The sequence below is a fragment of the Pseudomonas sp. NPDC090752 genome (genome assembly GCF_055584805.1).
Genome location: NZ_JBVJLI010000008.1, coordinates 128,111 through 141,955, shown reverse-complemented (window position 1 = coordinate 141,955; position 13,845 = coordinate 128,111). Strand labels below are relative to the sequence as shown.

Below are 13,845 nucleotides of genomic sequence, written 5' to 3'. Positions count from 1 at the left end.
GGTCACCGCGAATGATCAGGCCTCCTGCAATGCCCGAGGCCGCCCGCTGCGCTGCTCGTCCGCACCTTCCTGCGCCTTCTGCAGCTGGAAGTCGAACTTCAGCTCGGCATATCGCCGCTCGCTACCCTCGTGGAACACCACCTCTCCCACTAGTCCATCGCGCGTGGCATAGGCGAAGTCGTCCCACAGGTACTTATCCCCGGACAGGTTGATCTGCGTGGTCAGGTGCCGATGGCCTGGCGCCGAAATGAAGAAATGCACATGCGCCGGGCGCTGGCCGTGGCGGCCGAGCAGGTCCAGGCATTGCTGGGTCGGCCCCTGCGGATCGCAACCGTAGCCTGATGGCACGATGGTGCGGGCGCGGTAGCGGCCTTGGGCATCGGTGACGATGCGCCGGCGCAGGTTGTACTCGGACTGGCTCTGATCGAAGAACGAATAGGTGCCACGGGTGTTGGCGTGCCACAGGTCGACCGTGGCACCGGCCAGCGGCTGGCCCTGGGGGTCGAGTACCTGGCCTTCGAGCAACATGAGCGTGGCCACGCCCTCTTCACTGCCATCGTCCATGCGCACTTCGCCCTGGGCGATGGGGGCACCGGCGACGTACAGCGGGCCTTCGATGGTGCGTGGGGTGCCGCCGCTGAGGCCGGCTTCAGCATCCTTGGCGTCCTGCAGCAAGTCGAGGAAATGCTCGATGCCCAGACCCGCCACCAGCAGCCCGGCCTCGCCGCGCCCGCCCAGGCGGTTGAGGTAATCGACGGCATGCCAGAACTCGTCCTCGCTGATCTCCAGGTCTTCGATCAGGCGGGCGGTGTCCTGCAGCACGCGCTGGATGATGCGTTTGAGGCGCGGGCTGCCTTCGTCATTACCGAAGCCTGCGGCTTCTTCGAAGAACTTCCGGGCTTCGGCAGTGTGGGAAATTTTCACGGTCATGGGGGTTACCTCATCTTGTTCTTGTGCAGAAGGCTTGGCTCAGCGATCGTCGGCGTGGACGGACGACGGGTGGCGGCAGAGGCCGTCGACCTCGATGTCCATGTACGGGAACAGCGGCAGCTGCATCAGCGTGTCGTGCAGCGCCTCGACGCTGGGCACGTCGAACACGCTGTAGTTGGCGTAGTGCCCGGCGATGCGCCACAGGTGGCGCCAGGTGCCCTCGCGCTGCAGGCGCTGGGCCAGTTCCTTTTCGTCGGCCTTCAGTTGCGTGGCCTTGGCCGGGTCCATGTCGAGCGGCAGTTTTACGGTCATCTTCACGTGGAACAGCATGGGGATCTCCTTGTGTGTATGAGAGCTTGCGCGATCTCTGTGGGAGCGGGCTTGCCCGCGAACACCGGCGCAGCCGGTGCCATCCACCGCGTCGTATTCTTCGCGGGCAAGCCCGCTCCCACAGGGGGTATGTATGTGTGCGTACCTTCAGCGGCGGGCGAAGCGTGCGAGCTGGGCTTCGTTCAGGGTCAAGCCCAGGCCCGGGGTGCGTGGCACGTGCAGCTGGAAGTCGTGGTACTGCGGCGGCTCGTTGACGATCTCTTCGGTCAGCAGCAGCGGGCCGAACAGCTCGGTGCCCCAGGTCAGCTGGCGCAGGGTAAGAAACGCATGTGCCGAGGCCAGGGTGCCGATCGAACCTTCAAGCATGGTCCCGCCGTACAGGGCGATGCCGGCGGCCTCGGCGATCTGCGCGGTGCGCAGCACGGCGCGCGGGCCGCCGTTCTTGGCGATCTTCAGGGCGAAGATGCTGGCAGCGCCGTCGGCGGCCAGGCTGAAGGCGTCCTCGACGCTTTCGATGGACTCGTCGGCCATGATCGGCGCCGGGCTGCGTTGGTTCAGGCGTATCTGCCCGCTGCGGTTGATGCGCGAGATCGGCTGTTCGATCAGTTCGATGCCGTTGGCGCCCAGCACCTGGCAGGCGCGGATGGCCTGGGACTCGTCCCAGTACTGGTTGACATCGACGCGCACGCTGGCGCGCTCGCCCAGTTCATGCTTGATCGCGACCACGTGCTTGAGGTCCTGCTCGACCGGATTGGCGCCGATCTTCAGCTTGAACACCCGGTGGCGGCGGATTTCCAGCATGTGCTGGGCTTCAGCGATGTCGCGCGCGGTATCGCCGCTGGCCAGGGTCCAGGCCACTTCCAGGCTGTCACGCACGCGCCCACCGAGCAGTTCGCTGACCGGCAGGCCCAGGCGCTTGCCCTGAGCGTCGAGCAAGGCGCTCTCGATGCCGGACTTGGCAAAGGTGTTGCCCTTGGCCAGCTTGTCGAGCTTGAGCATGGCGGCGTTGATGTTGTCGGCGGCCATGCCGATCAGTGCCGGTGCCAGGTGCGCGTCGATATTGGCCTTGATGCTTTCGGGGCTTTCGTAGCCGTAGGCCAGGCCGCCGATGGTAGTGGCTTCGCCGATGCCTTCGACACCATCGCTGCAGCGCAGGCGCAGTACCACCAGGGTCTGCTGCTGCATCGTGTGCATGGCCAGCTGGTGTGGGCGGATGGTCGGCAGGTCGACGATCAGCGCCTCCAGCCGTTCAATGGTCGGGCTTGTCATGCAAGGGCTCCAGTTCAGTCAGTAGGTAGGTCAGGCCGTCGCCGCCAGGCTGTGACGCCGGCCGCTGGCCAGGTGCACGGCCATGGCCAGTGCGGCGATCGCGCCAGGGATGGCGAAGGCGATGAAATTGAGTTGCAGCGGCAGGTTGATGCCCATCAGTGCGCCACCCAGCAGCGGGCCGACGATGGCGCCATTGCGGCCGATGCCCGAGGCCCAGCCAAGGCCGGTGGAACGCACCGACAGGCCGTACAACTGGGCAGCGCCGGCATACAGGAGGATTTGCGTGCCGATGGTGCTGGCCCCGGCGATGAAGATCAGCAGGTACAGCACCGGCATCGGGCTATTGACGCCCAACAGGCTGATCGACAGCGCTGCCGCCAGGAAGAACGCCACCTTGACCTTGACCAGGTTGTAGCGGTCGCCCAGCCAGCCGCCGAGAATCGCACCGGCCATGCCACCGAAGTTCAGCGCCAGCAGGAACGACAGGCTCGAACCCAGGCTGTAGCCTGCGTTGGCCATCAGTTTCGGCAGCCAGCTGCTGAGCGCGTAGACCATCAGCAGGCAGCAGAAGAACGCCAGCCACAGGGCCAGGGTGCGGGTGGCCAGGCCGTTGCGGAACAGGTCGAGGACGGCACTGAATGTGCCGGCCCTTTCGCGGGGCAAGCCCGCTCCCACAGTGAACTCCAGGGTGTCATCCGGCTGGATATCGCAGGTTGGATCAACGCGTTGGAGCAGCGTGCGCGCCTCATCGGTCCGGCCCTGGCGTACAAGAAAGCCGATGGATTCCGGCAGGTAATGGAAAATCACCGGCAACAGCAGCAGCGGTACGGCAGCGGCGAAGAACATCGACTCCCAGCCAAAGCGCGGCAGCATGAAGATGCCCACGCCTGCCGACAGCATGCCGCCCAGCGAATAGCCGCTGAACATGATTGCCACCAGCGTGCTGCGCAAGCGCTTGGGCGCGTATTCGTTCATCAGCGCCACGGCGTTCGGCATCAGGCCGCCGCAGCCGAGGCCGGCGATGAAGCGGTAGATGCCGAATTCGCTCGGGCTGCTGGCGAACCCGTTAAGAATGGTCGCCCCCGAGAACAAGGCAAAACAGATGGCGATCCCTTTCTTGCGCCCGATACGGTCAGCCAGGCTGCCGAAGGCCAGGGCACCGAACATCATGCCGAACAGCGCATAGCTGCCCAGGGCGCCGGCCTGCAAGGGCGTCAGGGCCCACTCTTTCATGATCACCGGCAGCACCACGCCATAGATGAACAAGTCGTAGCCGTCGAAGATCAGCAGCAAGCCGCACAGGGCCATGACCCTCCAGTGGAAGGCGCTAAAGCGGGCGTTATCGATGATCGGGTGCACGTCAAGGGTTCGCATGGCATCTGTCGCTCTTGTTGTTTTTGTGGAGGAGAAGCGTGCCAGGAGGGTGAGCCTCAGCCGAGGTCACCGCCCCCTACCGGCAGGGTCACGCCGGTGATGTAGGAGGCCTCGTCGGAGGCCAGGAAAAGAATCGCGCCGACCTGCTCGTCGATGCTGCCGTAGCGGTGCATCAGGCTGCTGTCGAGGGTCTGGTCGACGATCTGCTGGTACCAGACCTTGTCCTGCTCGCCCTGCGCGGCGTCGTTGCGAGGCACCCGCCGAGGCGGCGCTTCGGTGCCACCGGGTGCGGTAGCGTTGACGCGGATGCCACGGCCAGCGGTTTCGAAGGCCAGGCACGCGGTCAGGGCATTGACGCCGCCCTTGGCCGCGCCGTAGGGCACGCGATTGACGCCGCGGGTGGCGATGGACGAAACGTTGACGATGGCGCCGCTGCCGCGTTCGAGCATGTACGGCAGTGCGGCATGGCAGCACCACAGGGTGGGGAATAGCGAGCGGCGCACCTCGGCCTCGATCTGCTCGACTTCGTAGTGCTCGAACGGCTTGGCCCAGATAGTGCCGCCGACGTTGTTGACCAGGATGTCGATGCGGCCGAACGTTTCGACCGCCGTGGCCATGACCCGGGCGCAGTCGCTGTGCTGCTCGAGGTCGGCGATAAGGGTCAGCATGCCCTCCCCGGCCAGCTCGTGGACCAGCTCGGAGCGGTCCACCGCCACCACCTGCGCGCCTTCGGCCTTGAGCCGCCAGCACACGCCTCGGCCGATGCCTTGTGCAGCACCGGTGACCAGGGCGACTTTGCCTTGGAATCTTGTATTCATCGGTATTTCTCCATGCTTGGGCAGCCCCGAGGACACTCAGGCGGCCGCTGCCGCAAACTTCTCGAAATAGAAATTCGCCGGGGTGATGCCCTGCTCGCGGAGGTACTGGCTGACTGCCTCGACCATCGGTGGCGGCCCGCACAGGTACACGTCCACATCGCCGTCATTGAGGTGGCACGGTTCGATGTGCTGGGTTACGTAGCCCTTCTGCGGGTGCTGGCTGTCGGGGTTGGCCACGCAGGCGCTGAAGGTGAAATTGGCGATGCGCGCCGCCAGGGCCTGCAAGCGGTCCAGTTCGACCAGGTCGAAGTCGTTGGTCACCCCGTAGATCAGGTGCAGCGGGTGCTCGCTGCCCTGCTCGGCAATCTTCTCCAGCATCGCGGTGAACGGCGCCAAGCCGGTGCCGCCCGCCAGCAGCAGCAAGGGGCGCTGGATCGGCCTCAGGTAGAAGCTGCCCAGCGGCCCGGCCAGGCTCATGCTGTCGCCGGCCTTGGCGAGGCTGGTGAGGAAGCTGCTCATCAGCCCGCCCGGCACGTTGCGAATCAGGAAGCTGACCTCGCCATCCTTCTGCAGCGAACTGAAGGAGTAGGCGCGGCTCTGGTCGCTGCCCGGCACGCTGAGGTTGACGTACTGCCCCGGCAGGAACACCAGGCGGCTCAGCGCTTCGCCCTTGATCGACAAGGCGATGGTACTGACCGACAGCTGGCGCACGCCGCTGATGGTGGCCTGGAAGCTGGCTTGCTCGGTCTTGCACACTTGCGATGACGCCGGGATGCGCACCACGCAGTCGCTTTCGGCGCGCATCTGGCAGGTCAGCACATAGCCTTCGGCGATCTCATCGATGCTCAAGGCGTCTTCGATGAAATTGTCGCCCAGGTCGTAACGCCCGGATTCGGCCTTGCACTTGCAGGTGCCGCAGGCGCCGTCACGGCAGTCCAGCGGGATGTTGATGCCTTGGCGGTAGGCGGCGTCGGCCACGGTTTCATGGCCGCTGGCCTCGATGAAGCGGGTCACCCCGTCTTCGAAATTAAGCGCGATCTGGAAGCTCATGTTGCACCTCGCGGGCGAAGCTGGCCGCGGCGCGCTCTTGGGGCACACCGGGCAGTTCGCGTTACCTCGAATCAAATGTGGTAGATGTCGATGACCTGACGCACGTAGTCGTTTTTCAACACCACCTTCTTGGCCTTGATCAACGGCTGTTCGCCGCGTAAGTCCAGGGTGTAGAAGCTCGTGCCGAAGTAGCTGTCGGTAGTCTTGTAGCGAAAGCTCAGGGTGTGCCAGTTGAAGCGCACCTGGCAGCGGCCCTCGCTTTGTTCGACGATCTCGATATTGCTGATGTTGTGCGAGGTGCGGGTGTCAGGCACGGTCGCGCTGGAACGCTCGGTCTTGATGCGAAATACCCGGTCCTCAAGGCCGCCACGGTTGCCGTACCAGATCAGCGAGATCTCGCTTTGCGGGTCTTCTGTGAGGCGGTCGTCGTCATCCCACGAGGGCATCCAGAAGGTCGCGTCGCTGGCGTACAGTTCCAGCCACTGGTCCCAGTGGGCATCGTCCAGGTAGCGCGCCTCGCGGTAGAGGAAATCGCGCACGGTTTCATGGAGGTTCATTGCACGGCCTCCACGGGGATCAGTTGCGGTTCGCCTTCAAGCGCCTTGAGCATGGTGTCCTGCCAATACTTGTGCTGCAGCACGAACAGGCCTTCGTCCTCGGTGCGCACGCCCGACAGCAGCGGCTTGAGCTCGATTTCGCGGGCGGCTTCGTCGGCGCCTTCGACCCAGTGCGCGGCACCGCGGGACATGTCGTTCCAGCCGGTGCCACCGCCGTAGCCGGTCTGGCACGAGCGGAATTCTTCCAGATCATCCGGGGTGGCCATGCCGCTGACGTTGAAGAAGTCTTCATACTGGCGAATACGACTGGCGCGGGCCTCGGCGCTCTCGCCCTTGGGGGCGATGCAATAGATGGTGATTTCGGTCTTGTTCACCGATATCGGCCGGGCGATGCGGATCTGCGAGCTGAACTGGTCCATCAGGTACACGTTGGGGTACAGGCACAGGTTGCGCGAGTTCTCGATCATCCAGTCGGCGCGGGCCTGGCCATGGTCAGCGGCCAGTTGGTCACGACGCTCGTAGGCCGGACGGTCCTCGGGGTTGGCCCAGCGCGTCCACAGCAGCAAATGGCCGTGGTCGAAAGAATAGAAACCGCCGCCCTGCTTGGCCCAGGCACCGGCGCTCATGGTCTTGATCTCGTCACCCGCTTCGCGCTGCTTGCGCTGGTTCTGGGTGGCGGCGTAGTTCCAGTGCACGGAGCTCACGTGGTAGCCGTCGGCGCCATTTTCGGCGGTGAGCTTCCAGTTGCCTTCGTAGATGTACGAGCTGGCGCCGCGCAACACTTCCAGGCCCTCGGGCGACTGGTCGACGATCATGTCGATGATCTTCGCCGATTCACCCAGGTGCTCCACCAACGGCTTGACGTCGGCATTGAGGCTGCCGAACAGGAAGCCGCGGTACGACTCGAAACGAGCGACCCTGGTCAGGTCGTGGGAGCCGTCGCAGTTGAAACTGTCGGGGTAGCCGGCGTTGCTCGGATCTTTGACCTTGAGCAGCTTGCCGCTGTTGTTGAAGGTCCAGCCGTGGAATGGGCAGGTGTAGCTGGAGCGATTGCCGCGCTTGTGCCGGCAGAGCATGGCGCCGCGGTGGCTGCAGGCATTGAGGAAGGCATTGAGCTCACCGTCCTTGTTGCGCGCGATGAAGATCGGCTGGCGCCCCATGGTCAGGGTGAGGAAGTCGTTTTTCTCGGGAATCTGGCTTTCGTGGGCCAGGTAGATCCAGTTGCCCTCGAAGATGTGCTTCATCTCCAGGTCGAACAGCCGTGGGTCGGTGAACATCTCGCGCTTGCAGCGGTAGATGCCCTTTTCACGGTCGTCCTCGAGCATGGCATTGAGGTAGTCGAATCCCAGGGACATGGCCGGGGTCTCCATTGTTATTGTTCAGACCGGCTCAGGTTAAGGGGCACATCTGGGCGCTAATATCCGCCTGCTGCAGAGCGCTATCCAGTTCGTGCAAATATCGATGCGATAGCATTTATCCATTGAACGCGGTGTATCACCTGAAGTAAGCTCGGGCTCATTCACTGGAGAGCAACATGCCGAAAGCCACCCGCAACCTCGCCAACCACACCGGTCGCACCCTGCGCCCTGTGCTGGCCGTTGCCGGCTGCAAGGCACTTACCTGCTCGTATTTTGGGTATTGGTTTAGCCACTAGGCGCCGATACCCACACGGCGCCCACCTTCGAGGGGCCGCCGAACATGAGAATACTCAAACCCCCGGTCGGCTCCCCGACCGGGGGTTTTGCTTTTCAGGCTTTTGAACACTACCGAATCACACTGAGGACACTTTCATGAACTACGCCACTTATGACTACGCATGCACCTACGCCTGGCGATTTAGCCAATCCCGTTCGGGCCAGCCTGCCGCCTCCGATCGGTCCGTCCAAGGTGGCAACGCTGCAGCCAATGTGAATTCAACGAACAGTCGAACACCACGATAGCGGCCGACCGCGCGGGCCAGAACCCGCCGTCCGCCCAGGGAACCTACGCCATGCACGCCTCGAACCTCGCTCTGCCCCTGACCCAGCCGCACGCGGCCAACACCACCGTCAGCCGCCGCCTGCCCAGCCCGCACCTGCTCAAGCAGCAGATGCCGCTGTCCCTCGAACACGCCCAGCAAGTCCAGGCCCAACGCCAGGCCATCCGCGCCATCCTCGAAGGTCGCGATTCGCGCCTGCTGGTCGTCGTAGGCCCATGCTCGATCCACGACCCACGCTCGGCCCTGGAATACGCCGACCGCCTGGCGGCGCTCAGCCGCGAAGTGGATGACAAACTGCTGTTGGTAATGCGCGCCTACGTGGAAAAACCCCGCACCACGGTGGGCTGGAAAGGCCTGGCCTACGACCCGCACCTCGATGGCAGCGACGACATGCATGCCGGCATTGCCCTGTCCCGTGGCTTGATGCTGAACATGATCGAACGCGGCCTGCCAATCGCCACCGAACTGCTGCAGCCGATGGCCGCCGGCTACTTCGATGACCTGCTGGGTTGGGCGGCAATCGGCGCGCGCACCACCGAATCGCAGGTGCACCGCGAGATGGTCAGCGGCCTGGAGCTGCCGGTCGGCTTCAAGAACGGCACCGACGGCGGTGTCGCCATCGCCTGCGACGCCATGCGCAGCGCCGCCGCCCCGCACCGCCACTTCGGCATGGATGCACAAGGGTACCCGGCGATCATCGAGACCCTGGGCAACCCGGACACCCACCTGGTACTGCGCGGCGGCCACAAGGGTCCGAACTACGATGCCACTAGCATTGCCCAGGCCCGCCAAGGGCTGGCCAAGGCCGCCCTGCAGGCGCGGATCATGGTTGATTGCAGCCATGCCAACAGCGGCAAGGACCCGGCGCGTCAGCCGGCCGTGTTCGAGGACGTGCTGGCCCAGCGCCTGGCCGGCGATACGTCGATTGTCGGGGTGATGCTCGAAGGCCACCTGTTCGATGGCTGCCAGGCACTGGGTAAGGGCGCGCTGAAGTACGGCGTGTCCATAACCGATGGCTGCCTGGGCTGGGAGTCGACCGAAACCCTGCTGCGCGAGGCAGCGGCACGCTTGTAGTGAACCTGCGGCAAGCCTTGCGAGACATTTGCCAAGCAACGCGCTAGGCTTGCCCTTTTCACCCAAGGAGTAGTACCCATGGCACGCGCCACCGCCCGCCACATCCTCGTCAGCAGCGAAGACAAATGCAACGAGCTGAAAGCTCAGATCGAAGCCGGTGCCGACTTCGCTGAAATCGCCAAAGCCAACTCCACCTGCCCCTCCAGCCGCCAGGGCGGTGACCTGGGTTCGTTCGGCCCAGGCCAGATGGTCAAGGAATTCGACACCGTGGTGTTCAGCGCCCCGCTCAACACCGTGCAAGGCCCAGTGAAAACCCAGTTCGGTTACCACCTGCTGGAAGTGACCAGCCGTCAGGACTAAGCCAAGGTCACCGGTAGTGATCCCAGTGGGAGCGGGCTTGCCCGCGAATGCGATGGTGAATTCGCCGCCGCATTCGCGGGCAAGCCCGCTCCCACAGGTTTTTCTGGGCCTTGTACTGGTGTGCTCGAGCTTTGCGATACAAGCCGCGCCCACCCACGCCCTCACCGTCTACGGCGAAGCTCCCCGCTACGCTGAAAGCTTCCGCCACTTCGACTACACCTACCCCGACGCCCCCAAGGGCGGCACACTACGCCGCTCGGCCATCGAGATCGGCCAGTTCGACCATATCCTGCCGTACATCGACAAAGGCACCGGCGTCAGCGAGGTCGATGGCTGGCTGTACGCGCCCCTTGCCGTGCGCTCATTCGATGAGCCCTATACCGTCTACGGCCTGATCGCCCGGCGCATGGAACGTGGCCCGCAAGACGCCTGGCTGCGCTTCGAGCTCGACCCCAAGGCTACTTTTGCCGATGGCAAGCCTGTGCGCGCCGAGGATGTGCGCTTCAGTTTCGAGAAGCTGATGAGCCAGGGCAGCCTCAAGTACCGTACGCTATTCGCCGAGGTCACTGGCGTCACGGTGGAAGGCCCGCAGCGCGTGCGTTTCGACTTCAAGCAAGCCCATGGTCGGACCCTGCCCCTGGACCTCGCAAGCCTGCCGGTGTTGCCCGAACATGACTGGCAAAACCGCGACTTCGCCAACGGTGCCGGTTTCGATACGCCCGTCGGCAGCGGCCCTTACCGCATCGGGCGAATCGACAACGGGCGCAGCATCACCTTCGAGCGCAACCGCGACTGGTGGGCCAAGGACCTGCCGGTCAGCCGCGGCCGTTTCAACTTCGACCGTATCCGCATCGAGTATTTCGGCGATACCGAGGTGGCGCGCCAGGTGCTCAAGGGCGGTGGCTACGACTATAACCGCGAGTTTTCCGCCACGGCATTCACCCTCGGCTACAACGGTGCGCAACTGGACGACGGCCGCCTGCAGCGCGCCCACCTGGGCCCGGCCAAACCACAGACCGCTCAGGGCTTCGTGTTCAACCTCGACCGGCCGCAGTTCAAAGACCGCCGCGTGCGCCAGGCGCTGGCGATGCTCTGGGACTTCGAGTGGAGCAACCGGCAGATGATGCGCAATATGTACATCCGCCAGCAGAGTGTGTTCTCCAACACCCCATTGGCCGCGCGCGCGCTGCCGGATGCCAGTGAGCTACAACTGCTCGAACCCCTGCGCGGCAAGGTGCCGGACGAAGTGTTCAGCCAGGTGTTCACAGCGCCAGTGACCGACGGCTCGGGGATCATCCGCCAGCAACAGCTGCAGGCCTTGGCCTTGCTCGAACAAGCGGGTTGGCACCCTGAGGACGATCGCCTGGTGAACGCCGCCGGCGAACCGCTGACCTTCACCTTTCTCAACGGCCAGTCCGGCGTCGAGCGCCTGCTGCTGCCGTGGAAGCGCAACCTGGCGCAGATCGGCATCACATTGAACATCCGCAACGTCGACTCGGCCCAATACATCAACCGCGTGATGGCCCGCGATTACGACATGATCGTCACCGGCTACACCACCACGCTTTCGCCCGGCGCCGAGCTGTACAACTACTTCGGCTCTGCAGCAGCCAACGACCCGGGTTCGAACAACCTGATGGTGCTTAAGGACCCGGCGGTGGACAGCCTGATCGATGGCCTGGTGCGCGCTGACACCCAAGCCGACATGCTGCGCCACGCCCATGCACTGGACCGGGTACTGCAGTGGAACTATTACTGGATCCCCAACTATTACCCGCCGGGCAGCTCGACGGTGTGGTGGAACCGCTTCGGCTTGCCCAAGGTGCAGCCCGCCTATGACGAAGGCCTGGACGGCTGGTGGGAAGTCAGCCCCGAAGCGCTGACCAACGCACAGATGGCCGAGCGCCAGAAGGCCAAGCCATGACTGCCTATATCCTGCGGCGCCTGCTGCTGATCATCCCCACCTTGCTGGCGATCCTGCTGGTCAATTTCGCCATCGTCCAGGCCGCCCCCGGTGGTCCGGTGGAACAGGCCGTGGCTCGGTTGCAGGGCATTGGCGGCAGCGCACCGGGGGCCCGTGCCGAGGTGGTGCACGGCGAGTCGCGCGCCACCCGTGGCCTGGACCCGAAGTTGATCGAGGAGATCAAACGCCAGTACGGCTTCGACAAATCGGCCCCTGAACGCCTGTGGCTGATGCTCGGCCAGTACGCGCGGCTGGACTTCGGCCAGAGCTTCTTCCGGGGCGCCAAGGTCACAGACCTGATCCTCGACAAGCTGCCAGTAACCTTGTCACTGGGGTTCTGGGCCACGCTGATCACCTACCTGGTGTCGATCCCGCTGGGCATCCGCAAAGCCGTGCGCCACGGCAGCCGCTTCGATGCCTGGAGCAGCGCGCTGATCGTGATCGGCTATGCCCTGCCCTCGTTCCTGTTCGCCCTGTTGCTGATCGTGCTGTTCGCCGGCGGCACTTCGCTGAACTGGTTCCCGGTGCGCGGCCTGGTGTCGGAAAACTTCGACCAGCTCAGCCTGCTGGGCAAGGTCGCCGATTACTTCTGGCACCTGGTGCTGCCGGTCGGTGCGCTGGTGATTGGCGGCTTTGCCACGCTGACGTTGTTGACCAAGAACGCCTTCCTCGACGAAATCTCTCGCCAGTACGTGGTCACGGCCCGGGCCAAGGGGCTGAGCGAGCGGCGTGTGCTGTACGGGCATGTGCTGCGCAACGCCATGCTGTTGGTCCTGGCGGGGTTGCCCCAGGCGCTGATCACGGTGTTTTTCGCAGGTTCGTTACTGATTGAGGTGATCTTCTCCCTCGATGGCCTGGGGCGCTTGAGCTACGAGGCGGCGGTGTCGCGGGACTACCCGGTGGTGTTCGGCACGTTGTTCATCTTCACCTTGGCGGGCTTGCTGATCCGCCTGATCGGCGATCTGTCGTATACCCTGCTCGACCCGCGTATCGACTTCGACGCGAGGGCGCACTGATGCTCTCGCCCGTCTCGCGTCGCCGCCTGCAACGTTTTCGCCGCAACCGCCGCGGCTGGGTGTCGCTGTGGCTGTTCGCCGGCCTGTTGCTGCTCAGCCTCGGCGCCGAGCTCGTGGCCAATGACAAGCCCCTGCTGCTGGGCTACAAGGGCGAGCTGTACGTGCCCGCGCTCAAGCGCTACAGCGAGCAGCAGTTCGGCGGCCAGCTGCCGTTCCAGCCAGACTATCGCAGCGCCTATGTGCACCAGCTGATCGAGGGCCAGGGTGGCTGGATGCTGTTCGCGCCGATCCCGTTCAGCGCCGATACGCCCAACTACGATCTGCAGGTCCCCACCCCCAGCCCGCCGAGCAGCAGCAACTGGCTGGGCACCGATGACCAAGGTCGCGATGTGCTTGCGCGGGTACTGTACGGCACGCGGATATCGCTGCTGTTCGCCTTTGCCCTGACCGTGGTCAGCGTGCTGGTCGGCGTGGCGGCCGGCGCCCTGCAGGGTTATCACGGCGGTTGGGTCGACCTGCTGGGGCAACGCGTGCTGGAGGTGTGGTCGGGGTTGCCAGTGCTGTACCTGCTGATCATCCTCAGCGGCTTCGTCGAGCCGGACTTCTGGTGGCTGCTGGGGATCATGGCGCTGTTTTCGTGGTTGACCTTGGTCGATGTGGTGCGCGCCGAATTCCTTCGTGGGCGCAACCTGGAATATGTGAAAGCTGCCCGGGCTCTGGGCCTGCCGGACAGTCAGGTGATGTTCCGGCACATCCTGCCCAATGCGATGAACGCCACGCTGACCTATGTGCCCTTCATGTTGACTGGGGCAATTACGACGCTGACTGCGCTGGACTTCCTGGGCTTTGGCATGCCGGCCGGCAGTGCTTCGCTGGGCGAACTGGTAACCCAGGGCAAACAGCACCTGGAAGCCCCTTGGCTGGGCTTTACTGCATTCTTCGCGCTGGCAGTGATTTTGTCGTTGCTGGTGTTTATCGGCGATGCCCTGCGCGAGGCGTTTGATCCGAGGCGGTAGAAAAACACTAACCGATTGATTTGGCAGCCCCCTGTGGGAGCGGCTTCAGCCGCGAACACCGGCGAAGCCGGTGCCATACACCGCGTCGCTTGCTTCGCGGCTAAAGCCGC

Annotated in this window: 13 protein-coding genes; 5 read left to right on the top strand and 8 right to left on the bottom strand. The window is 64.3% G+C overall.

The genetic code is table 11. The features are described from left to right. Positions 1–15: 15 nt before the first annotated feature. The 8 genes from catA to benA all read right to left on the bottom strand — a co-directional run bounded on the left by catA (position 16) and on the right by benA (position 7,683). Positions 16–930: a catechol 1,2-dioxygenase gene (catA, locus tag ACZ6YA_RS13385; protein WP_465897599.1), complete on the bottom strand. Its 915-nt coding sequence runs from the start codon at positions 928–930 to the stop codon at positions 16–18. Positions 931–969: 39 nt separating this feature from the next. Beyond that, the gene (gene catC, locus ACZ6YA_RS13380) at positions 970–1,260 is read right to left on the bottom strand and encodes a muconolactone Delta-isomerase (RefSeq protein WP_465897598.1); all 291 of its coding nucleotides are present in this window, start codon (positions 1,258–1,260) and stop codon (positions 970–972) included. 147 nt (positions 1,261–1,407) lie between these two features. Further along, the gene (locus ACZ6YA_RS13375; RefSeq protein WP_465897597.1) at positions 1,408–2,529 is read right to left on the bottom strand and encodes a muconate cycloisomerase family protein; all 1,122 of its coding nucleotides are present in this window, start codon (positions 2,527–2,529) and stop codon (positions 1,408–1,410) included. Between the two features lie 30 nt (positions 2,530–2,559). Then, positions 2,560–3,903 carry an MFS transporter gene (locus tag ACZ6YA_RS13370; protein ID WP_465897596.1) on the bottom strand — a complete coding sequence of 448 codons (1,344 nt, stop codon included), beginning with the start codon at positions 3,901–3,903 and terminating at the stop codon, positions 2,560–2,562. A gap of 56 nt (positions 3,904–3,959) precedes the next feature. Next, entirely contained in the window at positions 3,960–4,721 is a 762-nt protein-coding gene (locus ACZ6YA_RS13365; protein ID WP_400804081.1) for a 1,6-dihydroxycyclohexa-2,4-diene-1-carboxylate dehydrogenase, read from the bottom strand. Between the two features lie 36 nt (positions 4,722–4,757). Next, complete coding sequence (benC, locus tag ACZ6YA_RS13360) at positions 4,758–5,771, bottom strand: benzoate 1,2-dioxygenase electron transfer component BenC (protein ID WP_465897595.1); 1,014 nt, start codon at positions 5,769–5,771, stop codon at positions 4,758–4,760. A 71-nt stretch (positions 5,772–5,842) separates the two neighbouring features. Beyond that, on the bottom strand, positions 5,843–6,328 hold the full coding sequence (gene benB / locus ACZ6YA_RS13355) for a benzoate 1,2-dioxygenase small subunit (protein ID WP_465897594.1): 486 nt from the start codon (positions 6,326–6,328) through the stop codon (positions 5,843–5,845). Continuing rightward, positions 6,325–7,683 carry a benzoate 1,2-dioxygenase large subunit gene (gene benA, locus ACZ6YA_RS13350; protein WP_465897592.1) on the bottom strand — a complete coding sequence of 453 codons (1,359 nt, stop codon included), beginning with the start codon at positions 7,681–7,683 and terminating at the stop codon, positions 6,325–6,327. The genes benB and benA overlap by 4 nt, the downstream gene beginning before the upstream one ends. 635 nt (positions 7,684–8,318) lie before the next feature. Here benA and ACZ6YA_RS13345 point away from each other — a divergent pair. The 5 genes from ACZ6YA_RS13345 to ACZ6YA_RS13325 all read left to right on the top strand — a co-directional run bounded on the left by ACZ6YA_RS13345 (position 8,319) and on the right by ACZ6YA_RS13325 (position 13,735). Further along, positions 8,319–9,380 carry a 3-deoxy-7-phosphoheptulonate synthase gene (locus ACZ6YA_RS13345; protein ID WP_465897591.1) on the top strand — a complete coding sequence of 354 codons (1,062 nt, stop codon included), beginning with the start codon at positions 8,319–8,321 and terminating at the stop codon, positions 9,378–9,380. A gap of 78 nt (positions 9,381–9,458) precedes the next feature. Beyond that, positions 9,459–9,740 carry a peptidylprolyl isomerase gene (locus tag ACZ6YA_RS13340; protein WP_400804070.1) on the top strand — a complete coding sequence of 94 codons (282 nt, stop codon included), beginning with the start codon at positions 9,459–9,461 and terminating at the stop codon, positions 9,738–9,740. Between the two features lie 52 nt (positions 9,741–9,792). Further along, positions 9,793–11,664, top strand: coding sequence for an extracellular solute-binding protein (locus ACZ6YA_RS13335; RefSeq protein ID WP_465897667.1), 1,872 nt, complete (start codon positions 9,793–9,795; stop codon positions 11,662–11,664). Further along, positions 11,661–12,719, top strand: coding sequence for a microcin C ABC transporter permease YejB (locus ACZ6YA_RS13330; RefSeq protein ID WP_465897590.1), 1,059 nt, complete (start codon positions 11,661–11,663; stop codon positions 12,717–12,719). The genes ACZ6YA_RS13335 and ACZ6YA_RS13330 overlap by 4 nt, the downstream gene beginning before the upstream one ends. Then, positions 12,719–13,735: an ABC transporter permease gene (locus tag ACZ6YA_RS13325; RefSeq protein ID WP_465897589.1), complete on the top strand. Its 1,017-nt coding sequence runs from the start codon at positions 12,719–12,721 to the stop codon at positions 13,733–13,735. The genes ACZ6YA_RS13330 and ACZ6YA_RS13325 overlap by 1 nt, the downstream gene beginning before the upstream one ends. Positions 13,736–13,845: the final 110 nt, after the last annotated feature.